The 24,722-nt window shown below is 66.7% G+C and carries 32 protein-coding genes; 17 read left to right on the top strand and 15 right to left on the bottom strand.

Features of this window, described 5'->3' with window-relative positions; translation table 11 throughout:
• The first annotated feature begins 122 nt into the window (after positions 1–122).
• The 3 genes from NGM06_RS16695 to NGM06_RS16685 all read left to right on the top strand — a co-directional run bounded on the left by NGM06_RS16695 (position 123) and on the right by NGM06_RS16685 (position 2,451).
• Positions 123–440, top strand: a complete 318-nt coding sequence (locus NGM06_RS16695) for a thiamine-binding protein (RefSeq protein WP_254268046.1) — start codon at positions 123–125, stop codon at positions 438–440.
• Positions 437–1,549, top strand: coding sequence for a thiamine ABC transporter substrate-binding protein (locus tag NGM06_RS16690; RefSeq protein WP_254268045.1), 1,113 nt, complete (start codon positions 437–439; stop codon positions 1,547–1,549). The genes NGM06_RS16695 and NGM06_RS16690 overlap by 4 nt, the downstream gene beginning before the upstream one ends.
• Before the next feature lie 158 nt (positions 1,550–1,707).
• On the top strand, positions 1,708–2,451 hold the full coding sequence (locus tag NGM06_RS16685) for a DNA polymerase sliding clamp (protein WP_254268044.1): 744 nt from the start codon (positions 1,708–1,710) through the stop codon (positions 2,449–2,451).
• Positions 2,452–2,495: 44 nt separating this feature from the next.
• Here NGM06_RS16685 and NGM06_RS16680 read toward each other — a convergent pair whose 3' ends face one another.
• The gene (locus NGM06_RS16680; RefSeq protein WP_254268043.1) at positions 2,496–3,242 is read right to left on the bottom strand and encodes a hypothetical protein; all 747 of its coding nucleotides are present in this window, start codon (positions 3,240–3,242) and stop codon (positions 2,496–2,498) included.
• A gap of 246 nt (positions 3,243–3,488) precedes the next feature.
• Between NGM06_RS16680 and NGM06_RS16675 the strand changes: the two genes are divergently transcribed.
• Together NGM06_RS16675 and NGM06_RS16670 are read left to right on the top strand one after the other, a co-directional pair.
• Positions 3,489–4,457 (top strand): ABC transporter ATP-binding protein, encoded by a 969-nt coding sequence (locus tag NGM06_RS16675; protein ID WP_254268042.1) that lies wholly within the window; start codon positions 3,489–3,491, stop codon positions 4,455–4,457.
• Complete coding sequence (locus tag NGM06_RS16670; RefSeq protein ID WP_254268041.1) at positions 4,454–5,278, top strand: ABC transporter permease subunit; 825 nt, start codon at positions 4,454–4,456, stop codon at positions 5,276–5,278. The genes NGM06_RS16675 and NGM06_RS16670 overlap by 4 nt, the downstream gene beginning before the upstream one ends.
• Positions 5,279–5,319: 41 nt before the next feature.
• On the opposite strand, the gene NGM06_RS16665 is transcribed toward NGM06_RS16670, so the two are convergent.
• Complete coding sequence (locus NGM06_RS16665) at positions 5,320–5,910, bottom strand: DUF7474 family protein (protein WP_254268040.1); 591 nt, start codon at positions 5,908–5,910, stop codon at positions 5,320–5,322.
• Positions 5,911–6,174: 264 nt separating this feature from the next.
• On the opposite strand from NGM06_RS16665, the gene NGM06_RS16660 reads away from it, so the two are divergent.
• Both NGM06_RS16660 and NGM06_RS16655 read left to right on the top strand, forming a co-directional pair.
• Complete coding sequence (locus tag NGM06_RS16660; protein WP_254268039.1) at positions 6,175–7,140, top strand: phosphotransferase family protein; 966 nt, start codon at positions 6,175–6,177, stop codon at positions 7,138–7,140.
• Positions 7,137–8,087, top strand: a complete 951-nt coding sequence (locus NGM06_RS16655; protein ID WP_254268038.1) for an aminoglycoside phosphotransferase family protein — start codon at positions 7,137–7,139, stop codon at positions 8,085–8,087. The genes NGM06_RS16660 and NGM06_RS16655 overlap by 4 nt, the downstream gene beginning before the upstream one ends.
• 1 nt (position 8,088) lies before the next feature.
• Here the strand turns inward: NGM06_RS16655 and merB are convergent, their stop codons facing one another.
• A complete protein-coding gene (merB, locus tag NGM06_RS16650; protein ID WP_254268037.1) occupies positions 8,089–8,721 on the bottom strand; it encodes an organomercurial lyase in 633 nt (210 codons plus the stop codon).
• Positions 8,722–8,796: 75 nt separating this feature from the next.
• Here merB and NGM06_RS16645 point away from each other — a divergent pair, with 75 nt between their 5' ends.
• Both NGM06_RS16645 and NGM06_RS16640 read left to right on the top strand, forming a co-directional pair.
• The gene (locus tag NGM06_RS16645) at positions 8,797–9,186 is read left to right on the top strand and encodes a winged helix-turn-helix transcriptional regulator (protein ID WP_254268036.1); all 390 of its coding nucleotides are present in this window, start codon (positions 8,797–8,799) and stop codon (positions 9,184–9,186) included.
• Between the two features lie 24 nt (positions 9,187–9,210).
• Positions 9,211–9,648 carry an MOSC domain-containing protein gene (locus NGM06_RS16640; RefSeq protein ID WP_254268035.1) on the top strand — a complete coding sequence of 146 codons (438 nt, stop codon included), beginning with the start codon at positions 9,211–9,213 and terminating at the stop codon, positions 9,646–9,648.
• 9 nt (positions 9,649–9,657) lie between these two features.
• On the opposite strand, the gene NGM06_RS16635 is transcribed toward NGM06_RS16640, so the two are convergent.
• Complete coding sequence (locus NGM06_RS16635; RefSeq protein WP_254268034.1) at positions 9,658–10,449, bottom strand: aldo/keto reductase; 792 nt, start codon at positions 10,447–10,449, stop codon at positions 9,658–9,660.
• 143 nt (positions 10,450–10,592) lie between these two features.
• Here NGM06_RS16635 and NGM06_RS16630 point away from each other — a divergent pair, with 143 nt between their 5' ends.
• Entirely contained in the window at positions 10,593–10,817 is a 225-nt protein-coding gene (locus NGM06_RS16630) for a hypothetical protein (protein WP_254268033.1), read from the top strand.
• Positions 10,818–11,067: 250 nt separating this feature from the next.
• Entirely contained in the window at positions 11,068–11,388 is a 321-nt protein-coding gene (locus NGM06_RS16625; protein WP_163519669.1) for a 4Fe-4S dicluster domain-containing protein, read from the top strand.
• Positions 11,389–11,437: 49 nt separating this feature from the next.
• On the opposite strand, the gene NGM06_RS16620 is transcribed toward NGM06_RS16625, so the two are convergent.
• Positions 11,438–11,602, bottom strand: a complete 165-nt coding sequence (locus NGM06_RS16620) for a DUF6757 family protein (RefSeq protein ID WP_205427110.1) — start codon at positions 11,600–11,602, stop codon at positions 11,438–11,440.
• Between the two features lie 110 nt (positions 11,603–11,712).
• Positions 11,713–12,504 carry a PHP domain-containing protein gene (locus tag NGM06_RS16615; protein WP_254268032.1) on the bottom strand — a complete coding sequence of 264 codons (792 nt, stop codon included), beginning with the start codon at positions 12,502–12,504 and terminating at the stop codon, positions 11,713–11,715.
• A 144-nt stretch (positions 12,505–12,648) separates the two neighbouring features.
• Between NGM06_RS16615 and NGM06_RS16610 the strand changes: the two genes are divergently transcribed.
• Positions 12,649–12,933 carry a DUF5789 family protein gene (locus NGM06_RS16610; protein WP_254268031.1) on the top strand — a complete coding sequence of 95 codons (285 nt, stop codon included), beginning with the start codon at positions 12,649–12,651 and terminating at the stop codon, positions 12,931–12,933.
• A 42-nt stretch (positions 12,934–12,975) separates the two neighbouring features.
• Here the strand turns inward: NGM06_RS16610 and NGM06_RS16605 are convergent, their stop codons facing one another.
• Entirely contained in the window at positions 12,976–13,986 is a 1,011-nt protein-coding gene (locus NGM06_RS16605) for a DUF5784 family protein (protein ID WP_254268030.1), read from the bottom strand.
• 323 nt (positions 13,987–14,309) lie between these two features.
• Between NGM06_RS16605 and NGM06_RS16600 the strand changes: the two genes are divergently transcribed.
• On the top strand, positions 14,310–14,486 hold the full coding sequence (locus NGM06_RS16600) for a DUF5786 family protein (RefSeq protein WP_165881765.1): 177 nt from the start codon (positions 14,310–14,312) through the stop codon (positions 14,484–14,486).
• 79 nt (positions 14,487–14,565) lie between these two features.
• Here the strand turns inward: NGM06_RS16600 and NGM06_RS16595 are convergent, their stop codons facing one another.
• A complete protein-coding gene (locus NGM06_RS16595) occupies positions 14,566–15,429 on the bottom strand; it encodes a YkgJ family cysteine cluster protein (protein ID WP_254268029.1) in 864 nt (287 codons plus the stop codon).
• Positions 15,430–15,534: 105 nt separating this feature from the next.
• On the opposite strand from NGM06_RS16595, the gene NGM06_RS16590 reads away from it, so the two are divergent.
• Positions 15,535–15,828 carry a DUF7967 family protein gene (locus tag NGM06_RS16590; protein ID WP_254268028.1) on the top strand — a complete coding sequence of 98 codons (294 nt, stop codon included), beginning with the start codon at positions 15,535–15,537 and terminating at the stop codon, positions 15,826–15,828.
• 42 nt (positions 15,829–15,870) lie between these two features.
• On the opposite strand, the gene NGM06_RS16585 is transcribed toward NGM06_RS16590, so the two are convergent.
• Positions 15,871–16,194, bottom strand: a complete 324-nt coding sequence (locus tag NGM06_RS16585; RefSeq protein WP_254268027.1) for a HalOD1 output domain-containing protein — start codon at positions 16,192–16,194, stop codon at positions 15,871–15,873.
• Positions 16,195–16,347: 153 nt separating this feature from the next.
• On the opposite strand from NGM06_RS16585, the gene NGM06_RS16580 reads away from it, so the two are divergent.
• Complete coding sequence (locus tag NGM06_RS16580) at positions 16,348–16,557, top strand: DUF7561 family protein (RefSeq protein WP_254268026.1); 210 nt, start codon at positions 16,348–16,350, stop codon at positions 16,555–16,557.
• Positions 16,558–16,650: 93 nt separating this feature from the next.
• Positions 16,651–18,522 carry a helicase C-terminal domain-containing protein gene (locus NGM06_RS16575; protein ID WP_254268025.1) on the top strand — a complete coding sequence of 624 codons (1,872 nt, stop codon included), beginning with the start codon at positions 16,651–16,653 and terminating at the stop codon, positions 18,520–18,522.
• Positions 18,523–18,605: 83 nt separating this feature from the next.
• Here the strand turns inward: NGM06_RS16575 and NGM06_RS16570 are convergent, their stop codons facing one another.
• The 4 genes from NGM06_RS16570 to NGM06_RS16555 form a co-directional block, all read right to left on the bottom strand.
• Complete coding sequence (locus tag NGM06_RS16570) at positions 18,606–18,797, bottom strand: hypothetical protein (RefSeq protein ID WP_254268024.1); 192 nt, start codon at positions 18,795–18,797, stop codon at positions 18,606–18,608.
• Positions 18,798–19,043: 246 nt separating this feature from the next.
• On the bottom strand, positions 19,044–19,220 hold the full coding sequence (locus NGM06_RS16565) for a hypothetical protein (protein ID WP_254268023.1): 177 nt from the start codon (positions 19,218–19,220) through the stop codon (positions 19,044–19,046).
• A 323-nt stretch (positions 19,221–19,543) separates the two neighbouring features.
• Positions 19,544–20,626, bottom strand: coding sequence for a class I SAM-dependent methyltransferase (locus NGM06_RS16560; RefSeq protein ID WP_254268022.1), 1,083 nt, complete (start codon positions 20,624–20,626; stop codon positions 19,544–19,546).
• A 5-nt stretch (positions 20,627–20,631) separates the two neighbouring features.
• On the bottom strand, positions 20,632–21,765 hold the full coding sequence (locus NGM06_RS16555; protein WP_254268021.1) for a 60S ribosomal export protein NMD3: 1,134 nt from the start codon (positions 21,763–21,765) through the stop codon (positions 20,632–20,634).
• 330 nt (positions 21,766–22,095) lie between these two features.
• On the opposite strand from NGM06_RS16555, the gene NGM06_RS16550 reads away from it, so the two are divergent.
• Positions 22,096–22,674: a hypothetical protein gene (locus NGM06_RS16550; protein ID WP_254268020.1), complete on the top strand. Its 579-nt coding sequence runs from the start codon at positions 22,096–22,098 to the stop codon at positions 22,672–22,674.
• Positions 22,675–22,786: 112 nt separating this feature from the next.
• Here the strand turns inward: NGM06_RS16550 and NGM06_RS16545 are convergent, their stop codons facing one another.
• Together NGM06_RS16545 and NGM06_RS16540 are read right to left on the bottom strand one after the other, a co-directional pair.
• Positions 22,787–23,236, bottom strand: a complete 450-nt coding sequence (locus tag NGM06_RS16545; protein ID WP_254268019.1) for a DUF2243 domain-containing protein — start codon at positions 23,234–23,236, stop codon at positions 22,787–22,789.
• 63 nt (positions 23,237–23,299) lie between these two features.
• Positions 23,300–24,601, bottom strand: coding sequence for an LVIVD repeat-containing protein (locus tag NGM06_RS16540; RefSeq protein ID WP_254268018.1), 1,302 nt, complete (start codon positions 24,599–24,601; stop codon positions 23,300–23,302).
• Positions 24,602–24,722: the final 121 nt, after the last annotated feature.

Raw genomic sequence — 24,722 nt, 5'->3', positions numbered from 1 at the left:
CGTGGCGACAACTCGTAAGCATGGCGAATGGGACCCGATTCCCGACCACACGTCGAGAGACGAACAGTTCCACCCGGTAGTAACCACGTGGTTATATTACTCGCGAATCTCCAGCTCTTGCCATGACCGTGACCGCGATGCTGACTGTCGCACCGTTGGACGACTCGGACGCCGACTTCGACGCCGAAATCGCCGCGGCAATCGACGCACTCGAACGCTTCGACGTGCGCTACGAGACCCACCCGATGGAGACGACCATCGAGGCCGACGACCTCGGCGAGGTGTTCGCCGCGGCGCAGGCGGCGACCGAAGCCGTAGACGCCTCCCGGACGCTGACGAACCTGAAGATAGACCACTTCCGCGAGGAGGACCTCGCGGCCGCGGAGAAGATCGAACGCGTCGAAGCTCACCTCGGACGAGACGCCCGGAGCGACCGATGACCGACCAACGACCCACCGACGCACCGACGAGCGACCGACGCGGGCGGACGAGTCGTCGGGGCGTCCTCGGGGGCACTGCGGCCGCGCTCACCGCCGTCGCCGGGAGCGGTTGCCTCGGCGGCGCGCTCCGCTCCTCGCCGGACACGCTCCGGGTGGGGACGTACAAGTCGTTCGTGGACGCGCCGAGTACGAGCGCCGGAGCGTGGGTGAAGAAGGAGTTCGAGCGCCGTCACGACGCGACGCTGGAGTGGGTCGTCAACGAGAACGAGTTCACGAGTTTCGTCCAGCGACGCAAGGAGGGCGTGGACCTCGGGGCCGACGCGTACGTCGGCGTCACTCCGGAGGACCTCGTCCGGGCCAACGGCGCGCTGGACGACCCGCTCTTCGGGTCGTTCGACACCGGGAGCGTCCGGAACGCCGAGAACATCGCCGAGGAGTACCACTTCGACCCCGAGCGGCGGGTCCTGCCGACGGGCGCGTCGTACGTCTGTCTCGTCTACGACGAGCGGAAGGTCTCGGCCCCGCCGACGCTCGACGCGCTGACCGGCGAGTCGTACCGGGACTCGCTGTTGCTGGCGAACCCGCGGAACACGACGACCGGCCTGCTGTTCCTGCTGTGGACTGTCAAGCAGAAGGGCCGTGACTCCTACCTCGACTACTGGAAGAAACTGATGGACAACGACGTTCGGGTGCTAGGGTCGTGGAGCGACGCGTACGCCGCCTACTCGAACGGCGAGGCCCCGATGGTCGTCTCGTACTCGACCGACCAAGTGTACGCCGCCAACAACGACGCCGACATGCGTCGCCACCAGATAGGCTTCCCGAACGACCAAGGGTACGCCTACGTGGACGGCGTGGGGAAGTTCGCGACCACGGACCGCGACGGACTGGTCCGGACGTTCGCGGAGTTCCTGTTAGACCCCGAGGTCCAGCGGAAAACCGCGGTGAAGAACGTCGGAATCCCCACGGTGGAGAACGCGTCGCTTCCCGAGGAGTTCCGACAGTACGCTCACGTCCCCGACGAACCGGTCCAGTTCAGTTACGACGTGCTGGCCGAACACGTGGACGAGTGGCGCGACGCGTGGGCGAGACAGGTGGCGAGTCGATAAGCGTCGGCGGCGGCCGCCAGCGCCGAACGCCGGTCCCCCTCGGGTCGTATCCCTTGCGCGTCGATGCCGTCGGACCGCCGCGTCCGCGCTCGGCGTTCACACGCGCACGCGCCCGAAGGGGGGACTTTTTATGGCGGGGGTTCGTACCACTCTCCAAGATGTTTAAGGCTATCGTGAGCGCCGACACGCTCAAGGACACTATCGACTCCGTGGGCGTGCTGGTGGACGAGTGTAAGATCCACCTCGAAGAGGACGGTCTCGCTATTCGTGCAGTAGACCCCGCGAACGTGGGGATGGTGGACCTCGAACTCGACGCCTCCGCTTTCGAATCCTACGAGGCCGACGGCGGTATCATCGGCGTGAATCTCGACCGACTCGAAGACATCGCCGGGATGGCCAGCGGCGACCAGCCGATTCACCTCGAACTCGACGAGGAGACACGCAAACTCCACATCCAGATCGACGGACTGGAGTACACCCTCGCGCTCATCGACCCCGACTCCATCCGGCAGGAACCCGACATCCCGGACCTCGACCTCCCGGCCGATATCGTCGTCGAGGGTGCGGACATCGACCGCTCGGTCACGGCCGCGGACATGGTCAGCGACCACATCGCGCTGGCGGTGGACGCCGACGCCGAGACGTTCGTCGTGGAGGCCGAGGGCGACACCGACGACGTGCGCCTCGAACTCGACCGCGACGACCTCGTGGACCTGCAGGCCGGTCCCGCCCGGTCGCTGTTCAGCCTCGACTACCTCAAGGACATGAACAAGGCCATCCCGAAGGACGCCGAGGTCACCATCGAACTCGGCGAGGAGTTCCCCGTCAAACTCCACTTCGACATCGCTGAAGGGCAGGGCAACGTCACCTTCATGCTCGCGCCCCGCATCCAGAGCGACTAATCCGACGGTTTTCTCTCGTAGTTTCACACTTCCGCAGCATCCGTTTAGAGGTCGTCCCACGCTCGGCGGAGCCGTCGGCCAGGAGTCGCGACGATTCGGTCGTAGAGCGTCGAGAGGGCCGTCTCGGGGTCCGTGACGAGCGTCCGAAGGGGAGAGACGACGCTGTGTTTGAGGAACTGGGCCGATTTTATCGCGACTGCTCCGGTCGTCGCGACCACGGAAACGGCGAACAACACGGCCCACACCGGCTTGTAGTCGGCCAGAAACGTCGTCTTCGCGACTTGGTCGGCTACCCACAACAGCAGTACCGGGAGAAGAAACCAGACGGCGGTCCGGAGGAGACGGTCGCTCCGTCTTCGCCACGGACTCGGCCGCTGTCGCTCGCGTACGTCGGCTTCAACTCGGCGACGGACCTCCGACGCGGTTTCGAAGTGCAAGCGGCCGAGCGTCTCCGTGTCGGCATCGTCGTCGGTCGCCGCCCGCGTTCGCTCGCGAGCGCGCTCGACCACTCGCTCTCGGTCGAGACCGCGACTCTCTCGGACGCGCTCCAAGACTACGCGACCGTCTGCCAGTACGTCGAGTAACTCGTCGTCGCCGTAGTCGTCGAAGGCCGTCCGGAGTTGGTCGTCGGGGTAGTCGACCAACAGACCGAAATCCTTCGTCCCCGCCGCGATGCGCTCGCGGATTCGTTGCTGGTCGCGCCTCCGCTTGCCGGAGTCGAGTTCCGCGAATCGGTTGCGGATGCGCTGGCGCTGGGTCTTCGTGAGGAGAGCGGCGGTCTCGGAGGACATGCTGTCGTCTATCGAACGGTCGTAGTTATATTCCACGACAGACACTTCCGGCGCGTCTCCTCGCGGACGACTCTCCGACCGGCGTCGCCGCGTGACGGACCGGAGAGCGAAAAACGAGAGCGGAAGAGCGGTGACTGTACGCCCGTATCACGATATTCCGAAACGTAGGTTTACGGCCGTACAGGGCCTGACGAAGGCGAAAACTATGTTCAGCGTTTAATACGGAATCGGGGCGACAGTCGTCCGATGACGGCAATCGAGACGAGCGGACTGACGAAGCGATACGGCGAGTTGGTAGCGGTCGAGGACCTCGACCTGACGGTCGAGCGAGGAGAAATCTACGGCTTCCTCGGGCCGAACGGTGCGGGCAAGTCAACGACGATAAACCTCCTGTTGGACTTCCTGCACCCGACCAGCGGCGAGGTGCGCCTGTTCGGACGAGACCCCCGCGAGGCGTTCCCCGAACTCCGTCGCCGAATCGGTATCCTGCCGGAGGACGCGACGCCCTACGACCGGTTGACCGGTCGGGAACACGTGGCGTTCACGAAGGCGTGCAAGGACGCCGACACCGACGTAGACACGATTCTCGACCGCGTCGGACTCGACCCGACCGACGCCGACCGTCCGGCGGGAGCGTACTCCACGGGGATGGCACAGCGGCTCGGACTCGGGATGGCGCTGGTCGGCGACCCGGACCTCCTGATTCTGGACGAGCCGTCGTCGGGACTCGACCCGAACGGGATGCGCGAGATGCGCGCGATACTCCGCGAGGAGGCCGACGACGGGACCGCGGTCTTCTTCTCCAGTCACGTCCTCGCCGAGGTCGACTCGGTCTGTGACCGCGCCGGTATCCTCGACGACGGGCGACTCGTCGTGCAGGACACCGTCGAGAGCCTTCGCGAGTCGGTGTTCACCGCTTGTCGCGTCGAAGTCACCGTCCGGACGATACCCGACGGGGAGTTCGGACTCGCCGACGTGGACGGGGTTGAGAACGTCGAGCGCGACGAATCGACGCTGCGAGTGACCTGCGCGAACCCGAGCGTGAAGGCGTCCGTGGTCGCCCACCTGCACGACCGGACGACGGTGACCGACCTCGTCTCGGAACCGGCGTCCATCGAGGAGACGTTCGAGGCGTACACCGCCGACGAGGCGGCCGACGGCGCGACTACGACGACAGCAGATGCCGCGATGGCGGGCGAGGAGGTCCGAACGTGAGTCTCGTCGCAATCGCTCGCAAAGAGGTGCTGGACCTCGGGCGGTCGAAGACGCCGTGGGCACTCGCGGCGGTCGTGACCCTCGTCGTCGCCGTCCCCGTCCTCACGCAGTCGGGTGGAGCGTCTCGGACGGACCTCGCCCCGGTCGAGAGGGCGCTGACGAGCGTCGTGACCCTCGGGTCGCTCTTGCTCCCACTCGCGTTGCTCGTTGCGAGTTACGACGCCGTGGCCGACGAGGTGGATTCGGGGAGCGTGACGTACCTCCTCGGTCTCCCCAACACTCGATTCGCGGCGGTCGCGGGGAAACTCGTCGGTCGAACGGTCGTCGCGTCGCTCGGCGTCGTCGCCGCCTTCGGAGTCGGCGGTCTCCTCTTCGTCGTCCAGTTCGGCGGACTCCCGGTCGTCACGTATCTCGCAATACTGGCGCTGACGCTGTACTTCGCCGCGACGTGGACGGCTATCGGCGTCGGCATCTCGGCGCTCGCCGGGACTCGGACGCGGGCGCTGGCCTGCGCGCTCGGGGCGTACCTGACGCTCGTCCTCGGGTGGATACTGCCGCTCGTCCTGCGGCCCCGGGCCGCAGCGGCGTACCTCGTGGAGTCGCTTCTCGGTCTCGGAGCGCGGCCGGAACTGTACGACTTCGCGTTCCGCCTCAGCCCGACGACGGCGTACGCGTCCGCGGCCAACGGCGTCCTCTCCGGCGGGGAAACAACGCCGTTCTTCCTTCGTGCGGGGTTCATGCTCCCGATACTGCTCGGTTGGCTCGTCGCTCCCGTCGCGCTCGGCTACCTTCGATTCCGGGACGCCGAGCTAGCGAGCTAATCGCCGTCGGCCTCGTCGGCCGAGAGCGTCGCAGAAATCGTCTAGAGACTCCGGTCGATGACCGCCTTCGCGGCCTCGGCCTTCTCCTTCCACCCGTAGCCCGACTCGTAGACGTGGCGCTTCTTGTTGACGAGTTCCTGGGGCGAGGCCTCCTCGAACCCGCCGCGGGTCCACGTCCCGGTGTTGCGGAGCCAGTCCACGACGCGGTCGCGGGTCTCCTCCCACGAGAGACCGACCATCTCGTACCACGCTATCATGGCGAAGACGGCGTTGTCGTGGGCACCCGGCACCGACCCCTTCTCGGCGACGGTCTTGATGGGTTCGACGTTCGGGTCGGTGACGTGTTCCTTGTACTCGGCGGCGGTCAGCAGTTCGAGTTGTCCGCCTTCGGTCCCCACCACGCGCTGTTCGTGGCGCAGGCGGTCCAGCGCGGCCTTGTGGATGGGACTCCAGCGGCCGTGGACCGCCTCGGGGAGCGCATCGTCGGGAAGCGGACCGCCCGAGAGGACCGCCACGATGTCGGTGTACGCTTTCTCGATGTCGGACCACGACGCGCCCTCGAACTCGCAGTCCGGGCCGTGGAGGTTGCTCGTCGTCCGACAGTCGGGGCAGGGGTAGTCGAACCGCGGCACGACTGGGAGTGTCTCCGCCGGGGTACTAAACTGGTCTGATTCGCTTCTGACGTCCTTCCGGGGACCCGTCTCGAAAGGGAGTGCGAAGCTAGCTATTGCCGACCCCGGGGAGCCTCCCCCGTTCGCCTGCGTCGAATCTTGTGTTCCGAACGTCGGAACTTTCAAGTCACATCGCCGAAGAGTTGGAGTCGTCTTCTCTCCGGTCGTAGCCGCGGGACTGTTCCTGCGATGCGACCGGTCGCCGCACGTCACGCGGCGCAACCTATGACAGACGACTCTGACGACGTACGCGACGCACTCGCAACGCTGACGAACGATTTCGAGATACGCGAGAAACTCCACGCCGTCCCGCCGCACGCAGTCTACGAGGTCGCGGTCGATGGCACACGCGCGGTCTGCAAGGTGGCTCGTGGGCCGCGCGCCGACCCCGCAACCGAGGCCCGGGTGATGGAGTACGTCGGCCGCGAGACGGGGGTTCCAGTCCCCCGAATCCTCGCGGCGGGCGACGACTGGTTCCTCGCAGAGTGGCGCGAGGGACTGCCGGACGAGGACCCGCCAGCGGACGCCCAGCGCGCTCGAATCCTCGGAACCGGGCTGGCGACGCTCCACGCCGAGACCGAGGGCGCGTTCGAGGCGACCGGCTTCCCGCAGGCCGAGGACGGACGCCTCGCGGTAGACGCCCGCGATTCGTGGGCCGAGACCGTCCGCGACCAACTGGCCGACCTGCGCGAGTACCTCGCGGCGTTCGGATACGCCGAGGTGGCCGACGAGGCGCGGTCGCTCCTCGCAGACCGCCCCGACCTGCTGTCGGGCGACGACGACCCCGTGCTGGCGCACGGCAACTACCTCCCGGCCCACGTCGCGGTCGCCGACGGCGAACCGACCTGCGTCGTGGACTGGGAACACGCGCTGGTCGCGCCAGCCGAGTACGACTTCTGGCGGACCGCGATGCCCCTGCTCGGCGGGTCCGACGGTCCCGAGACGAGCGACGTGTTCGCGGCGTTTCGAGAGGGGTACGGGTCGGTCAGGCCGCTCCCGACCGACTCCGACCGGCGGACCGACTGTTACAAACTGGTCAACGCGGTGTCGTACCTGAAGGCGCTGCACCTCCAGCGCCAGCGCACTGGGCAGGCGAAAGCGCGGTTCGCGGCCCGCGCTAGCGAGTCGGTCCGGGACACTGTCGCGGCGTTGCGCTCGGAAGGCGGACCGCGCTCGGAGGGCGAGCGATGACCGGGTTCGAAACCCGGATACGCGACGCGCTGGCGTCCCACACCAGCGACTTCGAGGTCCGCGAGGAACTCCTGACGACCGACCGCCACGCCGTCTACGAAATCGAATTCGCGGGACGGCGCGCGGTCTGTAAACTCGCCCGGGACGACGCGACCGGTCTGCACCGCGATGCGATAGTTCACGACCGGACCGCCGACAGCGGTGCGGTTCCGGTGCCCGACCTGCTCGCTCGGGGGGAGGACCACTACGTCACGGCGTTTGCGACTGGCGACGAGTACGATGGAGACGCGCCTCGGAGCGTTCGTGAGCGCCGCCTCCGCGACGCCGGAGCGACCCTCGCGCGCGTTCACGAAGCGTTCTCGTTCGAAGCGTACGGGGAACTCCGGCCCGCAGGCGACACGCTCGAACTCGACGCCACCGAGTCGTGGCCCGACCTGTTCGCGGAGTGGGTCGCCGACTGGAGCGACGACCTCTCCGGAACGCGCTTCTCGGACCTCGGAACGCACGTCCTGGCGTTCGTCCGAGACCACGCCGCAGCGTTCGAGACGGCCGGTCCTCCCGTCCTCGTCCACGGCGATTACGAGGACGACAACCTGCGGTTCGCCGAGGACGGCGTGTCGTCGGTCCTCGATTGGGAGGTGTCCAGGTCGGCTCCCGGCGAGTTCGACCTCGCTCGGGCCGAACTCGGCTGGTTCGAGAAACCGACCTCCCCCGAGAGCGACGGCGAACTCCGAGGCGCGCTAATCGCAGGCTACGAGTCGGTCCGACCGCTTCCGAACGGGTTCGACGCCCGGCGGGCGACCTACCGGGCCGCCCTGACGCTGAGACCGTTCCGGAGGCTGGCCGAAATCGGAACTCGGGCGGAGGTTCCCGCCGACGAACTCGGCGCGACGATGGAGTCGTTCGTCCGCGACCGACTCGACGCCGCCCGGCAGGACCTCCGATGATTCAGGCCCGTGCCATCGCCCGCGCCAGCGCGAACCCGTCCGAGAGCGGCATAGCCGTCGTCGGCGCGTCGGTCCGCTCGTCCCACTGCTCGTAGGCGTCCCGGTCGGGGAAGGCGTGGATGTAGGGACACATCGTCTCGTAGGTCAACCGGGCCGTCACCTCCGTGCCGGGTTCGACGGACGCCACACCGAACGACAGCACGGCGTCCTCGGGGTCGGTCTCGATGCCCGCCTGCGAGACGGCCGACGTGACCGTCTCGCCCGTCTCCGGTCCCGCCGAGTACACCTCGACGGACTCGTCGACGAGGAACGGGAGCAGGATGGCGTCGAGGACGCAGACGAATCGGTACGTCTCGTCGTCGGTCTCGGCGCGGTGGCGACCGTCCTCGTCGTGACAGAGTTCGGGGACGTCGGGCGGCCAGTCGTCGCCGAACGTGTCCGCGAGGGTGTCGAGCCATCCGCCGAACGTCTCGGGTCGGTCGTCGGTGCCGAACAGCGTCCGGAGATTCTCCGCGACATCCGGACGGACTCGTCGCTCCTCGACCGATTCGGCGTCGCTCGATTCGGTGGTGTTCGGTTCGGCGTCGCTCGGTTCTCCACTCGGTTCGACGTTCGCGCTGTCTGATTCCCACATCGACTTCACTTTGATTCCCAAAGCGCTTATACTGTCGAGTCCGAAGTATAGAACCAACTTCGAGGGACCGAAGCGATGGACGACGAACCCACACCACCGGACTCGACCGACGACGAACTCACCTGCTACTGCCGACTCGGCGGCGTTGTGGACCGCCTGAGCCGGAAGTACGCGATGCAGATTCTCTGCGTCGTGAACGCGACCGACCCGACGCGGTTCCGGGACCTCGAGGAGTACCTCCCCGACGCAAGCACCTCGACGCTGTCGGCCCGACTCGACGAACTGGCCGAGGCGGATCTGTTGACCCGGACTCAGTACGACGAGATTCCGCCCCGCGTCGAGTACGAGATGACCGACGACGGACGGGAACTGGCGGCCCGCCTCGAACCGGTGATGGAGTGGGCCGAGGAACGCGACAGCGCGGACGACGACGCCGCGGGCCAGCGTGCGACGGGCGAGAATTAAGTGGATACGACTCGACTCCGGACTATGGACGGAACTGGACTCGTAGAGTCGATTCACCTCGCGCCCGACTCGGGCGAGGACACCGAACCGACCGACTCCGTCGAGGCGCTCGCGGGCGAGGGAGTACGCGGCGACCGGCACTTCGGGGAGGAGAACGCAGACGTGACGCTCGTCGAAGCCGAGGCCCTCGACGCCGCCGCCGAGGAGGGCACCGACCTGCGCGACGGCGAGCACCGCCGGAACCTCACGACCCGCGACGCCGCGCTCAATCACCTCGTCGGCGAGCGGTTCCGGGTCGGCGAAGTAGTGTGCGAGGGCGTGGAACTCTGCGAACCCTGCGGTCACCTCGAATCGCTGACCGAGGAGGGCGCGGTGTCGGCGCTGCTCCACCGGGGCGGTCTCTGCGCCGACGTCGTGGAGTCGGGGCGCATCGAGGTCGGCGACGAAGTCGAACCGCTCTGAGTCGCCCGGTCAGTTCCACGGCGCGTCGTCGGGGTCCACCAGTCGCTCGCGCTCCTCGATGGCGTCGATTCTCCGCACCTCCTCCGCGGAGAGGTCGGGCGTCTCGAAGTTTGCCCGGAGGTGGTCCTCCCCCGTGGCCTTCGGAATCGGAACCACGCCGTCGCGCTGGCGGAGCCACGCCAGACTGACCGCTTCCGGCGTGGTGTCGCGGGACTCGGCAATCTCGGCCAGTTCGTCCACGTCGCCCGCCTCGCCCTGCATCAGGGGCGCGTAGGCGACGATGGTAACGTCGCGCTCCCGGCAGTAGTCGAGCAGGTCGTCCTGCGGGAGCAGCGGATGCATCTCGACCTGATTCGCGGCGATTGGCGCGTCCAAGATTTCGCGAGCCTCGTCCAGTAACTCCGTCGTGAAGTTGCTCACCGCGACGTTCTCGGCCGTGCCTTCCTCGTGGAGTTCGTCGAAGACCGGCAGCGTCGCCTCGGCGTCGTAGGCCCGCATCGGCCAGTGGACGTACAGCAGGTCCACCGCCGACACGCCGAGGCGCTCCAGACTCTCGGCGGTCGTCTCGCGGACGTCCTCCGGGGCGAGGTTCGAGGGGTGGACCTTGGTAGCGAGGAACACCTCCTCGCGGGGCACGTCGCTCGCGGCGATGCCGTCGCCGACCGCCGACTCGTTGTCGTACATCTGGGCGGTGTCCACGTGTCGATATCCGATTTCGAGGGCCTGTCGGACGGTCTCGGCGCACTGGTCCGGGTCGTCGTTTCCGGAGGTGCCCAGACCGGGACTCGGGATGGTTGGCATGGACGGAACGTGTCCGGCCGCGGGGAAAAAGCTACGCGCGTCGGCAAGGCGTCGTACGCCCGAGGGTAGGAGCGCTCGCCGAATCAGGTTCTCGTACCGCGCTGGACGAAAAAGCGAAAGGCTGCGCCCCCGAAGGTGTGGCCGTGACCGAACGCGACGTGCCGTGGCGACTCCTCGGAATCGGCGGACTGGCGAGTCTCTGCTGCGTCGGCGGGAGCGCGGTCGGCGGGGCGGCGCTGGCGACCGGCGCTGTCGCTGGCGGACTGGGCGCGAACGTCGTCCAAGTGTCAGTGACGGTGCTGACGGTCGGCGTTCTCGGACTGGCGTGGCGGCGGTTCGGTCCTGACCCGAACTGTGAACGCAGATAGCCGCGGACGGCGGAGACTGCTATCGGCCCGAGCGCTCGTGTCTGGAAGTGAGTGAGGGCCGCCGCGTCAACTCGGAGTTCGGACGATTTCTCAACTTAAAACCTTCTGAGTGCTCTCGCGGCCGAAACGCCCAAAACCGTCCCGTCACGCGTTTTTAGCCCGGCCTAAACCGAGTTCGCCCGCCGATACGTTTAAATGAAGTACCTTGTTTTAAGTACCTCGTCGCCCAAGTGAGCGTAGGTGAACTCCGATGGCAATCGATCCGCAATTCCACGAAAACCGCGAGAAGCTAGACACTCACGAGGGCCACGACGTGTGGGGTCCCGTCGACGAACCTGAGAAACTCGGCATCCACGGCACGCACGTCGCCGTCGATTTCGACCTCTGCATCGCGGACGGCGCGTGTCTGGAGGACTGCCCCGTGGACGTGTTCGAGTGGGTGGACACCCCCGACCACCCCGAGAGCGAGAAGAAGGCCGACCCCGCCAACGAGGCCCAGTGCATCGACTGCATGCTCTGCGTGGACGTCTGTCCCGTCGACGCCATCGACGTGGACGCCGGTCGGGCCTGACTCGCGGTATTTTCTCTCGAATCGGAACGACGAGCGAACGAAGGAGTGACTACTCTGCTCGGTCCACGTCGAGTTCCTGCCGGAGGTAGGCCAGCGCCTCGGTCTCCGCGAGGGTCTCGAACTGCTCGCGGAAGTGGGTCTCGCAGAGACCGACCCGGACGCCGTTCAGTTCGGGGGCGAACGACGCGTCGCGGTCGCAGTAATGACACCGCATATCAAGGAGTAGCGACTGGCGGAAGTTAACCCCTGCGTTCGGGCCGTCGGACCTGTCTGAACGGCGAGAGAAGCGCAGGAGTCACGCGAATCGAGACGCCCCCAAACCGGTCACAGGTTCACCGACGAACGGAAGTGACGGTACTCGGGTTTCGACAGGCCCGCGCGGCCGAGCGTGTCGTCGTGAGCGTCGCTCCCGCCGGTCGGAATCAGGTCGTGGTCCGCGATGGCGCGCTCGACCGGCCGGGGGTCCACCTCCTCCTCGTAGGGGTAGTATCGCTCGACGGCGTCGAGGTGACGGGTCAACTCCAGCGCCGCCTCTGGGTCGTCGTAGCGGTACGGGTGGGCCAGTCCGACGAGACCGCAGGCGTCCGAGAGGAGTTCGACGCCGCGCTCGAACGAGGTCACGTCACGGGCGACGTAGCATGGACCCCCGTCGCCGATGAGGTCGTCGAACACGTCGCCGACGGCGTCGTATCCGCTCTCGGAGTGGTCGGCGACCGCGCGGGCGACGTGGGGCCTGCCGAGACCCTCGCGCGCCTCGAGACCGAGGTCGATGCCGAGTCGGTCCTCGACGTTCTCGATTATCCGCCGACCGCGCTCCTTCCGGTCGGCCTGAATCCGGTCGAGTTCGTCAACGAGGTCCGGCGTCGGGGTCACGCCGTAGCCCAGCAGGTCTACGCGCTCGCCCGAAGCGGGTTCGACCCGCAACTCGATGCCGTGGACAACCGTCACGCCCTCGAAGGCGGTGACCGGCGTCGGGAGTTCGGGGTGGAGGCGGTCGTGGTCGGTGACGGCCACGACGGAGACGCCCGCGTCGCGGGCGGCCTCGGGGACCTCCGACAGGCGCATCTCGCCGTCGGAGTTGGTCGTGTGGACGTGGAGGTCCGCGAAGACGCTCATACCCCGAGAACGTGGCGGGTCTCCGAAAACGCTTCGCTATGGAAACGGACGACGACGCCGTGGTTCGCGGTCCTTAGATACCTTATATTCTCCAATGTCCTACCGCAGGAAGGTTTATAATTAACTTTGATGTAGAAGCTGTCGATGTCACTGAAGCAGGCGACGGAACTCCTCCGTCAACACGACTACCCTGCGACGACGAACCAACTGGCCGACTCCTACGGCGACTATGAACTCGACCACCCGAACGGGACCGAGACGCTCGGCGAGGTACTCCGCCGGGTCGAAGACGAGACGTTCAGCAGTTCCATCGAGGCCGAGGAGTTGCTCTACTCGGCGGTCAGCAGCGGAGCCATCGGACGAAAAGGGTACAGCGACCGCGACCCGACGACGCTCGGGACGATGGGTCCGGGGCAGGTCAGTTTCTGAGACGACGCTCCGTTCAGAGAACCGGCTAATACGTTTTTCGCGTTACACCCACTCGACGGCACCGTCGAGGTCCAGCGGCAGCGACCCCTTGCGGTAGGCCTCGACCGTGCCGGAGGGCCGCGCTCGGAAGACGACCGCGGGTCGGTGACGAACCTCCGGTTTCTCGCCCTTGACGGCGGCCCACTCGTCCTCGCGGAACCCCGAGCAGTCAACGAACAGCACCGCGCCGCCGCCGTGCTTCTGGAGTTGGCCGGAGGTCTTGGTCTCGGCCGTCTCGCGTACCGCGGCGACCGGCGTGTCCGCGTGGCGTCGCGTCGGGGGCCGGGGCCGCGTGACTTCGACCAGCGGGGACTCGCCGCCGCCGGGCGGTTCCGCCCGGAAGTCGAGCGAGTGGCCGGTCGTCACTTCGATTTCGGGCGTCACGTCGTACCCGGCGTCGGTGAGGACCTTCGCGGCGGTGAACTCGCTCATCGCCGACGCCATCCGCACGGGGTCCACCTGCGGACTGGTGCCGAGTTTCGACGCCATCTCGTAGCGATACTCGTCGAGCGCCCCCGTCCGGAGGAACGCCTCGTAGAACGCGAGCGCGTCGTCGCGGGTCGCGTCCGGGAATCCCGCGGCGTGGTCTCGGAAGAACGTCCGCGTCGAGTGTCTGCCGTCCTTCGAGAAGAGGACCGGGAGGAAGAACCACGAGAGGTGGCCGTAGTCGGCCAGCCACGGGTCCTCGGTCCGGAGGTCGGCGAGCAGTTCGCGCTGCGCCCACCGAGCGACCGAGTAGGGTATCTCCTCGAAGGTGTACTTCTCGGTGCGCCAGAGCGTGGAGGGCGTCTCGGTGTTGCCGAGCCAGAACGCCTCGTCGCCGTTCCAGAGGAACAGCGCGAGGTCGCCGTTGCCCATCTCTATGCGTCGGGTCTCGTACCCCGACGGTCCGACGTAGTGGGGCGTCACCAATTTCGCGCCGAACTTCTCGTCTAGGGGGTCGTACAGGTCGCGTTCGATTTTCTCGTCAGTCCACCGCTCCGTGGAGCGGCGAAAGCGGAGCGGACTTGCCACGGGAGAATCTTGTCACGCGAGCACTTTACCTCTTGTGTCACCGTTTTCGCCGACGCACCTCCCGAACGCGCCCTCGCCGCACTACGTAGAAGTCCAACGACGTGACGAACGACTCGTCATCGCTCGGCAAGCGACACGTCAGTTCCGAGAGGGTGGCCCACTCCGAGACGGAGACGGGCAGCGGTCGGCGTGAGGGCTTCGACTCGCCCGAACCGACTCGAATCGTCGTCCGAGAATTGTGACCTGTTTTCGAGAATCGAAAAGAATGTGAATATCCGTTACATTCATTACCTGCCGAGACTTACCCCTTGCGTGTGGTTGCCATGTCAATGGGTGCCTATGACGAAGACGAACACGAACGCCGGGAACGCAAGAACAACACCGTCGACGTGAGCGAGGACGACGACCGGACGACGTACCACGGTTCCGTAGAGTACGACTCCGGCGACTCCGCCGAGGCGCTCCTCGACAAGTTCGAGGAGATAAAGTCCGGCAAGTAGGGGTCTCTGATTCTGCGCGACGCGCTGACCGACCGTATCGCGAGTCTTGGCGGGCGAGCGCCTCGATGGTATTTCTGACTCAGTCGTCCCAACCGGGGGTCTCGGGAGCGCCGCGTTCGCGTTCGACTCGGTCGGCCAGCGCGGGGTCGGGGGCCGCAGTTCCGGTATCGGCCGCGCGGTCCTCCCAGTCGTCACTCGCCCGGCCGACCCACGAGTCGGTTTCGCGGGCCGCCGCGAGCGCCGACTCGAATCGGTCCCGGTTCACCGTCGTCGTTCCGGGGGCGGCGGACACCGCGGCCGCGACGAACAGCGAGCGGTCCTCGTCGGTGAGTTCGCCCGCCGCCGCGCGGGCGACGACGCCCTCCAGTCGCTCGGGGTCCGGGAAGACGAACACCTTCTGGCCGACTGCCTGCGGGCCGAGCAGGAACGCCGGAAGGTCGGCGGGCGCGTCGTCGTCCACGAGACGATTTCCCCCGAAGGCCGCTTCCACGCGTTCGCACTCGGTCTCCTGCTCCAACTCCAGATTGTGGCCGGGGTAGTCGGCGCACTCCTCCGGATAGGTGTCCTCGCCGTGAATCCGACACTGGAGCGTCGTCGGGTCGAGGAAGACGCAGGTCGGGAGCCACGTCGGGTCGGTCCCGAACGGACCCACGGGTTTGGGTGCCTTCCGGAGTCCGAGGAAGAACGCGGGCTTGCCGTGAATGGCCGACACCGACACGCCGTCGATTTCGACGCCCGACTCGTCGCGCCAGAGTCGCGGCGTCAGCGCGTCCGCCAGTCCGGCGTCGAGGAAGGCGCGGGCGTCCCCGCGAGTCAGTGGGACGAGGTTGTAGGTGTCGTCGAGGGGAACGCGAGGTCCTCGACGCTCGTGGTCGCTCGGCGCGGCCGAGACGGCCCGCCAGTCGATGCAACAACCGGCGCACTCCTCGCAGTTCACCTCCATAGCTGTCCCGAGGACGTATGCGGGCAAGTGGCATAAGGTATCGGGGGGAACGCACCCGACAGGTTCGGGACCGGGACTAAACGCCCCGAACGGGAACCGTCGGCCATGGAGCGAGAGCAGACGGTCGGCGACGCCGAGGCGGAGACCGTCCGTGTCTGGATGGTCGAGCGCACGTACGCTCGCGACGAACACAACATCGTCATCACCTACGCGACCACGGACGGCGAGCGGTACCTCCGGCGGAACCGCACCAAGCGAGTGCTGGTGGACCCGACGACCGCCGCGGTGGAGGTGGCGGCCGACCGCCTCGAATCGGTCGAGGACCCCGAGCGCCGCGAGCGGTACGCCGCCGAGGCCGCCCGGATGGCCGACAGACACGACCCCGACGACGAGGTGTAGTACGAGGTGATGGCACCGGGACGACGTCGCGCCGACCCAGAATCAGTTCGTCCGGCGGACGAAGACGCGACCGTCGGCGTGAACGTCCACCGCGAACTCCTCGACGGAGAACGAGACGCGGCCGATGTCGCGGGGCGGTCCGTTGCGCGTCGGCCGAAAGAGGTCGTTCAGCGCGTCGGGGTCGACGACGTCGTAGAGACGGACGGTCAGTTCGTCGCTCGGGCGCTCCGAGGCGTCGGCCAGCGCGTCCAGCACGGTCTGAACGAGCGTCGCGTCGCCGTCCGGGTCGTAGAACGCCTGCGAGACGTTCGGCGAGTGGTTCCCGGGTTCGGTTGCGGTCGCTACGGAAGATTCTGTGTCGTGCATTGGTTCTCTCCAACGTCGGCCGAGGCCGACTCTGATACACACGCTCACTACGAACTAGAATAAATACGATTCGGAATCCGTCGGGAACGAGTCGGCAGGGGTTCGGATACTCTCGTCGGCAGGGCTTTGACGCTGGGGACGCTGGGTGCAGTCATGGCGACGGAACCCTGCGAGGGGTGTGGCGAACGGGTCAAAATCGCGGGCGGCATCGCCAATCTCTGGACCCTCGAACACGACGCGACCGGCGGGATGACGCTGGAGTTCGACAGCGACGGGACCGAACACTTCCTCTGTTTCGACTGCATCGACAGGTTGCCCGACGACCCGACCGCCGAGGACGTGGCGGCGCTCGGGGAGTCGTAGGGTCACCGCCTCGGACCGCCCGTCGTCTTCCGACCGACCTCGAATCGCCGGAATCAATAGCCTTTATCTATCGCACTGCCGTGACTTCGGACAGTGAACCCCGAGCGGATTTTCGACGAGTTCCCCGCCCCTTCCTACCGCGGTAACCAGCGCGACGCCCTCGGAGACATCAGGGACGCCTTCGCCGAGGGGAACGACGTGGTGCTGGTCCGCGCCCCCACGGGGAGCGGAAAGTCGCTGCTGGCGCGGTCCATCGCCGGGTGCGCTCGGACGCCCGACGAGGCCTCGCCGAGCGACGCGACCGGGGCCTACTACACCACGCCGCAGGTCTCCCAGTTGGACGACGTGGCCGAGGACGACCTGCTGGACGATTTGAAGATTATTCGCGGGAAGCGCAACTACTCGTGCATCCTGCCGGGCGAGACGAACACGCCGGTCAACCGCGCGCCCTGCGCCCGGGAGAAGGGGTACGACTGCTCGGTCAAACACCGGTGTCCCTACTTCTCGGACCGGGCCATCGCCAGCAGTCGGGAGATAGCGGCGATGACGCTGGCGTACTTCATGCGGACCGCCGGGTCGGAGGTGTTCCGGAAGCGCGACTGCGTGGTCATCGACGAGGCCCACGGACTCGCCGAGTGGGCCGAGATGTACGCCGCCATCGACCTGAACTCCCGGACGGTCCCCATCTGGGACGACCTGAAGGTGCCCGAGATGACCGGAGTGGACCGCGCCGTGGAGTACGCCGACCGACTCCAGAACGTCTGCGAGCGCCGGAAGGACGACCTGATAGTCGAACAGGAACTGAGTCCGGAGGAGGTCGCCGAGCGCGACCGACTGCAGGAACTCATCGGCGAATTGGACTGGTTCGTGGAGGACTACCGCGACTCCCAGAGCGCGACGACGTGGGTCGTGGACCAACCCGACGGGGAGGGCGGAGCGATTACCATCAAGCCGATGAACCCCGAGCGCTACCTGAGCCACACCGTCTGGGACCGCGGGAACAAGTTCGCGCTCCTCTCGGCCACGATTCTGAACAAGCAGGCGTTCTGTCGGCAGGTCGGACTCGACCCCGCGAACGTCGCGCTGGTGGACGTGGGCCACACCTTCCCCGTCGAGAACCGGCCGCTCTACGACGTGACGCAGGGCAAAATGACCTACGAACACCGCGACGACACCCTGCCGAAGATAGCCCGGACCGTCGTTCGGGTGATGCAGGAGCATCGCGGCGAGAAGGGCATCGTCCACGCCCACTCCTACGCGATTCAGGAGCGCCTCGCCGACCGCCTCGACGAGTTCGGCGTCGGCGACCGAATCCGGACTCACGGCAAGGAGAACCGGGACGCAGAACTGGAGTCGTGGAAGGCCAGCGACGGCGAGGAGGTGTTCCTCTCGGTCAAGATGGAGGAGGCGCTCGACCTGAAAGGCGACCTCGCCCGGTGGCAGGTCATCTGCAAGGCCCCGTTCCTAAACACCAACGACTCCCGAGTCGCCCACCGCCTCGAAGAGGGCCAGTGGGCGTGGTACTACCGGGCCGCGCTCCGCACGGTGATTCAGGCCTGCGGCCGGGTGGTCCGGTCGCCCGACGACTACGGCGCGACCTACCTCGCGGATTCGAGTCTCCTGCAGGTGTTCGACCGCGCGGAGAGCGACACGCCGCCGTGGTTCACCGAACAGGTCGAGGAGATGAGTCGTCCGGACCTGCCGGAGTTCGACCCGCGGAGCGCGAGTCGGTCGGCGGCCGGAGCGGACGCGGGTGCGACTCGTCGCGGTCGGAGTCGCGGGTCGGGGTCGCTCGGTGGGTCGGGGTCCCGCTCCGCGGACGGACAGACCGCGACCGGGCAGTCCTCCGGCGACGGTCCGTCGGACAGTAGTTCGTCGGGGGGAGCGTCGTCTGACGGCGATTCGTCGGACGGCACCTCGACCGGGCGCAAGAGTCCGATGGCGGACGTGTGGGACGTAGAGTGAGGAGGGTGGGAGGAGAGTGGGAGAAGGCTATGAGGCGCGAGGAGCGAAGTTGACGGGGACCTTCGGCGGAGACCACCTCGCGGTTACGGAACCGACGCCGCGAGGTCCGACAGCGCGCGGCGCTTGATGCAGGCGAACCCGACGAAGATGATGACGAGTCCCGCCGTGGTCATCGGATCGACGAGTTCGCCGAGGACCGCCCAACGGATGAGCGTCGCCGCGACGACTTCACGCCGGAAGGCAGTCTGTCGCTCGTCCGGAACCCTGAGCGTCACCGCGCTGACCGGTAGCGACGCTATCGGGGACTCGGTGCGATGGAACGAGACGGCGTTCCGTGCTGAACGCCACTCAGAGAATCGAAACCGTGTAGGCGACGCCCGAGCTGAGCATCAGCAACACGAAGAACAGCGAAATCAGTTTCTGTCGCGTGTCGTCGTCCATACGGGACGCAAGCGGTGGGAGCGAAATAACGGTTTGGGTCACGGACGACGACGCCTCGCGACGAAGGAGAGTTCGATACCTCAGTCGTCCTCCAGAATTCCGAGGACGGCGTCGCAGTTCGGGCACAGCACCATCCAGTAGCGCTGGCCGGTGGTCGCGGTCACGGTGACGCCGTCTCGGTTCGACTTGGGTTCGACCATCTGCTGACGGTAGTTCGGGTTCGCCGCGTCGGCATCGCAGGACGGACACTTGGGCATACGCGGACGTGAGAACGGTGAATGATAAATCTGGGGTCGCGAACCGTTCCCCGGTAAGTCGTCGAGAACGAGAGAAACCGGTGTCCGGCGACGAGAAGCTAGCGTCAGGCTCGAGCCAAGGAATCACCGCGACCGCACAGCACCGCGCCCGTCCCTCCCCGCGTACGCGCTCGGCCGCGGAACCGCGAACGCGACCGAGCGCGCGGCGCGTCTCGTAGCTTGACGCACCGAGCGCATCCACGAATAACGTAACACCGAGTGCGTGGGCGTGGTCTGTACCCGTAACGTCGGACATGTGAGGACGGACCAGCGGTGGAAGCCGACTACTCGATTCTCGCGTCCACGACGACGTGCCAGACGCCCTCGCTGTGGCTCTTGACCGTTCGGCGGTCGAGAATCTCGACCTCGCGTCCGGCGTCCTCGGCGGCGTCCCGGAGTCGGGAGACCGGGCGGTCCCAGAGCAGGTCCTCCGGCGTCGCCTCGTGCATGTGGACCACGCCGCCGGGCTTCAGCGCTTCGAGGGCCGAGTCGAGGTACTCGTAGGAAGCGTCGGGCGGCGCCCGACTGTCTTCCGAGCGTGGCTCGGAAGCCTCGTAGTAGCCCATCACCACGCGGTCGGCGGGCGGGTCCACCGCCACGTCGCGGCAGTCCGCGCGGAACGCCGAGACGCGGTCGGACACGTCGTTGAGCATCGCGTTCTCCACGAGGAACCGGAACGCCGCGGGGTTGCGCTCGACCGCGGTCACGTCGGCCCCGGCGCGGGCCATCGGCAGGGTGAAGTAGCCGATTCCGGCGAACATGTCGAAGACGCGCTCGCCGGGTTCGACCACCTCGCCCATCCGTGCGCGCTCGGCCTTGTTGCCCGGCGAGAACATCACCTCGGCGAAGTCCAGCGCGTACCGCGTGCCGTGTTCGGTGTGGACCGTCTCCGTGTCGCCCGCGCCCGCCACGACGGAGACGGAGGGTTCGCGGTGTTCGCCCGAGACGCCCTCGCGGGCCAGCACCGTGTCGGCCTCGCCGTGGAGGTCCAGCAGCGCCTCGCCGACCGCCTCGCGGTCGATGTCCGCCGCTCCGTCGGAGTCGTCGGTGTCACCGAAGGTGACGAGGACGACGCTGCCGACGACCGCCCACGACCCCGGGGCGCGCGCTATCTCCGCCTCGGTCCATCCGCGCTCGCGGAGGTGGGCGTCGAGGTCCGGCAGTCTGCGCTCGGGGTCCACCTGTTCGACCACCTTCAGCACCGACGTCTGCTCGGGCGGGTCGGTCACCGGAAGCGCGACGGTCTCCTCGTCGAACTCTCTGACCTTCCGGGTCACGTCGTAGACACCTTCGTCCTGCAGGGCCGCGATGGTCGCCTCGCTCTCCGGTTTGGGGACGACCGCGGCGAGGTCGGGGTGACTCGTCATCGCTCCTACGCCTCGTCTCGTTCGGGCACGACGTGGAGACCCGCGCGACTCTTCAGCACCGGCACCGTCTCGGCGTCCGTGTCCACGAAGTCGGGGCGAGCGATGGTCTTCGTCCGGTACGTCTCGGGGTCTAACACCTGCACCGCGCGCTCGTCCTCGACCGCGACGAGCGTCGTCTCCTCGGCGTCGTCGATGCGGCCGAGTCGCCGCGCTTCGGGCGCGTCGCCCTCCTCGAAGCGGGCCTCGTAGTCCTCGCCGGTGGTGAGGCGCGTCCCCTTCAGGTTCCCGCGGACGCTCCGGACGAGGACCGGACCGTCCCCGTCCTCGGGGTCGATGATTTCGCCGGGCGAGTACGGCGGGAGGCGGATGGCGTAGGTCACGCGGTAGACCTCCTCGCCGTCCTCGTCCTCGGTCACGAGCGTCTCGGAGTCCGAGAAGCTACCGCCGAACTCCTCGACTATCTTCTGCGATATCTTCATGCCGATCTTGTTGGTCGAGACCTTGAGGTTCACGCCGTCGTCGGTCTCGCTGACCTCCGTGACGAAGGCGTTCCGGTCGCCCGTCGCCTCCATCTCGGTGACGATTTCGTTGGCGATCTCCTCGGCGCGCTCGACCTCCTCGGCGGTCGGCGTGCGGTCCGCCGCGCGGACCTGCACGATGCTGGCGTAGTAGTCCCCCGCGATTCGCCCGCACCGGTCGCAGGTCTGGCGTGAAATCTTCACGGGCACGACCACGTCCTCCTCGACGAACGTGTCCCGGACGATGCCCGAGAAGTGACAGTGCATCCGAATCGTGTTCTGGTCCACCTGCTCGGGGTCCACCTGCCACGACACGTCGTGGGCGTCGAGGTGGACGCCCAGCGCCTCGCTGACCTCCTCGATGGCGATGTCGGTGTAGTCGCGGGCGTCCACGTCCACCCAGCGGTTGCCGCGGTGGACCGCGCCGCACTGCGAGCAGACGCGGACCTCGATGCGCTCGGGCGCGTCCACGAGGTCGAATCGGTCGAAGTAGCACGAGTCGCAGAGCTTCTGTTCCCTGCCGCGTTTGCCGACTGCGTCGGGGAGGGGCGTCCGCTCGGCGGGGTCGTTCTCGATGGGGTCCCCGCAGTTCGGACAGAACTCGCGGGCCTCGGTAGTCATGGAGGGAGGTAGGGGTTTCGAGGGTTTAAGTCTGAAGAAGCGGGTGGCGGATTCGTACAACCACATCTGTCGCGGTGAGGCCTTCAAGTACTTCGTGGACTGCGGAACCGTCGTTCAGTGCATCGACAAGTAGATCGTGGACGTCCCGTTCGTCTGAGAACTCGACTCCCCGAACGACCGCAAAATTCTCCCTCCTCGTCGAGTACATCTCGACTGACAGCGATACCGATGGAACCGAACCAGAACGTGGGACCGGGACTCGTCAGTTGGCGAGTCGACTTCGATTCGTGGCGACCGCTTCGGGCGTTCGCGTACGCAAAGTTCGGTGGCGTGTATGGCTTCCTCGCTTTCGTCCTCTCGAACGTCCCACTACTCCTACTCTCACCGTCGTCAGACCGCCTCGTTTCCGAGTCGTGGCGGTACGTCGTGCTGTCCGGCGTTTCGTCGCTCGGTATCGTCGGTATCGTGCTGACAGTCTACAGGTTCGGCGGGAAACGTTCGCTTGCACAGGTCATCACAGTGATGGGAATCGGTGGAAGGAGTGTATTCGACTCTATCGATATCGGTCGACTCTCGGCGGCAGTCTTACTGGGAGCGTGGTTCGCTACAGCTTCGGTAGCATACGTTTCGGAGCAAATTCTCGGAATGGCGGTGGTTCTCGTTCCGGTACTTCTCAAGGTAGCCGACGCGGTCCTTTCGATACTCGTCCCGCTTTCGGGGTCCGTAGACGTGACGAGTGAGATGTATCGCGTCGGCGACTCGGGCCGCCGCTACGACCTCTCGACGATGAACGTGCTCGGAACGGTCGAAGTCGGTAACGTGACGGTGTTCTCCGTCCGCGGTGAAACTGGCCCGCCTCACGTCCTCGTCCTGCCGACGGAACTGTACAGACGTCTCCACGAATCGTAACACCGCGAAGGATACGTTTCGACCCGGACTCTCCGCTCCGAAGTGCAGCGATTCCTCACCGGTCCGACTCCATTTTGATTTCGGGATTCGACGAAGAGAACGGCGACTGGTGCTACCTCGTCACGACCAGAATCCCTGCTCCGAGAAGCAGCAGACTTGCGCCGACCCAGTGGGGATTGAACGCCTGCGTCCCGTGGACCACGTCGTGGATGTTCAGCACGTAGTGGTCCACGATTCCGTCGAAGACGTTGAACACTCCGGCACCCACGAGGACGCCGCCGAACGCTCGCACCGCCGAGCGCGACTCCGCCGACCGATTCAGCGCCCGCCACAGCAGGCCCGCGCCGACCAGCATCACGCCGACCATGGCCAGCGAGAACAGGCCGTCGTAGTAGACGTTCGCCCGCAGACCGTCGAGAGTCGTCGTCCGGATGCGGTCCGAGAGCAGGTGATGCCACTGGAGAATCAGGTGGAAGACCACCACGTCGAGGAGCGCGCCGAGTCCGAAACCGAACGTCCCCGCGCCGAGGAGGAGACCGCTTCCGCCGTCGGGCCGACTCATGGAGGGAGTTCGGTCGCCGACAGGAAAACCGCCGGGGCCGAGTTCGGTCGCCGGTGCGCGAGGCTACGCGTTGACCCGGAACGTGTACACGCCCGTAATCATGTCGCTGGCGAACACGAGGTCGCGCTCCCGGTTGTAGTTACCGCCCCAACAGAACGGCGCGCCCCCTACGCCGAATATCGGCCCTTCGGCTTGGTCGGCCATGTCGTCCGTGGCGTACCGGTCCACGGGCGTCGGGTTCGTCGGGTCCGTCACGTCGTAGAGGACCATCCCTTCGAGGTAGTCGCCGCTGACGAGCAGCGACCGGTCGCCCCTCGGCACCACGTCGTGGTTGTGCGTCGTCCAGTCGTACGACTCCCATCCCTCGACCTCGCCGTCCTCGTCGGGGTCGGGGTCCATCATCTCGGCGTTGGGCGACCGGGTGAACCCGACGTGTTTCGGGTCGCTCGGCGACCCGTCCTTCCAGCCGATGTCGAAGAAGTGCTTCCCGCCGGGGATGCCGTACGCCATCTCGTCGCCCACGATTCCGATCCCCCGCTCGGGGTCGTAGTCCGCGAAGTGGCAGTTCTCGAACCCGACGATTCCCGCGTCGCTGTACGTCGGCTTCCCCTCGTAGCTGAACCGGCCGATTTCCGCGGGTTTCAGCGGGTCGCTCACGTCGAGGACGACGTAGCCTCGCGTCTCTCCGCCGATGTACGCCGCGTGCATGTGTTCGTTCTCCGGGTCGACGACGACGTCGTGAAGTTCGCCCGGCGGTCCGGCCACTCGTTCTTTCGTCGGATTGGCCGGGTCGCTGACGTCGAAGACGTCCAGACCGAACTCGCCGTGGTGGGCGTTCACTGTGTACACGACGGGGGCGTTCGGGTGCGGGAAGAGGTTGTGCGTCGGTCCGGCGTTGAGTTGCGAGAGGAAGACCGGGTTCTCGGGGGACCCCTCGGCGAACCCGTAGTCGATGACGGCGACGCCGTCCACCGTCACGTCGTCCCTGTTCGGTTCCTCCGACCGGTAGTAGAGTCCGTCTCGACTGTCGAACTTCACGTCGGCGTTCCTGACCAGCGGCGACGACGGGAGTCGGTGGACTTCCGTCGGGTCGCTCGGGTCTTGGAGGTCGACGAGGTAACTCCCTCCGCTCCCGAGGAAACTCCCCGTGAGGCCGTACCGACCGTCGTCTCGAATGGCGGCCTCGGTGTATCCCCCTTCGGCGTCCGAGAGCAGCGCGTGACCGACCTTCTCCAGCGTACCGCTCGCTGGTTGGTCCCGCGCGGCCGCCGCGCCGACGCTCCCTGTCGTCGCTACCGCTGTGCCGAGGAGTTTGAGGACCGTCCGTCGGGACGCTGTCGTGGATGGCTTCCAGTTTTGTGCCATGTTACCATGGGCCACTTTGGAGTAGTTCAATCACGACCATCGTTCGGCAGAGAAATTATATCTCATTCGGTCACGTTGAGATTACGCGGTCGTAATCGCCAAGGTCCCGCCTTCCGTAAGC

This window comes from Halorussus aquaticus, assembly GCF_024218795.1.
Classification (GTDB): Archaea; Halobacteriota; Halobacteria; order Halobacteriales; family Haladaptataceae; genus Halorussus; species Halorussus aquaticus.
The sequence above is the reverse complement of the archived record's forward strand: the minus strand, read 5'-3'. Positions and strand labels throughout refer to the sequence as shown.

Bases quoted from the DNA above. Each gene is read 5' to 3' on its own strand.
- NGM06_RS16545 (WP_254268019.1), bottom strand. From the start codon at position 23,236: ATGAGTCGGCCCGACGGCGGAAGCGGTCTCCTCCTCGGCGCGGGGACG.
- NGM06_RS16600 (WP_165881765.1), top strand. From the start codon at position 14,310: ATGTCAATGGGTGCCTATGACGAAGACGAACACGAACGCCGGGAACGC.
- NGM06_RS16645 (WP_254268036.1), top strand. From the start codon at position 8,797: ATGGACGACGAACCCACACCACCGGACTCGACCGACGACGAACTCACC.
- NGM06_RS16640 (WP_254268035.1), top strand. From the start codon at position 9,211: ATGGACGGAACTGGACTCGTAGAGTCGATTCACCTCGCGCCCGACTCG.
- NGM06_RS16695 (WP_254268046.1), top strand. From the start codon at position 123: ATGACCGTGACCGCGATGCTGACTGTCGCACCGTTGGACGACTCGGAC.
- NGM06_RS16540 (WP_254268018.1), bottom strand. From the start codon at position 24,601: ATGGCACAAAACTGGAAGCCATCCACGACAGCGTCCCGACGGACGGTC.
- NGM06_RS16635 (WP_254268034.1), bottom strand. From the start codon at position 10,449: ATGCCAACCATCCCGAGTCCCGGTCTGGGCACCTCCGGAAACGACGAC.
- NGM06_RS16565 (WP_254268023.1), bottom strand. From the start codon at position 19,220: ATGCCCAAGTGTCCGTCCTGCGATGCCGACGCGGCGAACCCGAACTAC.
- NGM06_RS16660 (WP_254268039.1), top strand. From the start codon at position 6,175: ATGACAGACGACTCTGACGACGTACGCGACGCACTCGCAACGCTGACG.
- NGM06_RS16580 (WP_254268026.1), top strand. From the start codon at position 16,348: ATGGCGACGGAACCCTGCGAGGGGTGTGGCGAACGGGTCAAAATCGCG.
- NGM06_RS16675 (WP_254268042.1), top strand. From the start codon at position 3,489: ATGACGGCAATCGAGACGAGCGGACTGACGAAGCGATACGGCGAGTTG.
- NGM06_RS16595 (WP_254268029.1), bottom strand. From the start codon at position 15,429: ATGGAGGTGAACTGCGAGGAGTGCGCCGGTTGTTGCATCGACTGGCGG.
- NGM06_RS16655 (WP_254268038.1), top strand. From the start codon at position 7,137: ATGACCGGGTTCGAAACCCGGATACGCGACGCGCTGGCGTCCCACACC.
- NGM06_RS16625 (WP_163519669.1), top strand. From the start codon at position 11,068: ATGGCAATCGATCCGCAATTCCACGAAAACCGCGAGAAGCTAGACACT.
- NGM06_RS16680 (WP_254268043.1), bottom strand. From the start codon at position 3,242: ATGTCCTCCGAGACCGCCGCTCTCCTCACGAAGACCCAGCGCCAGCGC.
- NGM06_RS16620 (WP_205427110.1), bottom strand. From the start codon at position 11,602: ATGCGGTGTCATTACTGCGACCGCGACGCGTCGTTCGCCCCCGAACTG.
- NGM06_RS16615 (WP_254268032.1), bottom strand. From the start codon at position 12,504: ATGAGCGTCTTCGCGGACCTCCACGTCCACACGACCAACTCCGACGGC.
- NGM06_RS16685 (WP_254268044.1), top strand. From the start codon at position 1,708: ATGTTTAAGGCTATCGTGAGCGCCGACACGCTCAAGGACACTATCGAC.
- NGM06_RS16560 (WP_254268022.1), bottom strand. From the start codon at position 20,626: ATGACGAGTCACCCCGACCTCGCCGCGGTCGTCCCCAAACCGGAGAGC.
- merB (WP_254268037.1), bottom strand. From the start codon at position 8,721: ATGTGGGAATCAGACAGCGCGAACGTCGAACCGAGTGGAGAACCGAGC.
- NGM06_RS16555 (WP_254268021.1), bottom strand. From the start codon at position 21,765: ATGACTACCGAGGCCCGCGAGTTCTGTCCGAACTGCGGGGACCCCATC.
- NGM06_RS16590 (WP_254268028.1), top strand. From the start codon at position 15,535: ATGGAGCGAGAGCAGACGGTCGGCGACGCCGAGGCGGAGACCGTCCGT.
- NGM06_RS16610 (WP_254268031.1), top strand. From the start codon at position 12,649: ATGTCACTGAAGCAGGCGACGGAACTCCTCCGTCAACACGACTACCCT.
- NGM06_RS16690 (WP_254268045.1), top strand. From the start codon at position 437: ATGACCGACCAACGACCCACCGACGCACCGACGAGCGACCGACGCGGG.
- NGM06_RS16585 (WP_254268027.1), bottom strand. From the start codon at position 16,194: ATGCACGACACAGAATCTTCCGTAGCGACCGCAACCGAACCCGGGAAC.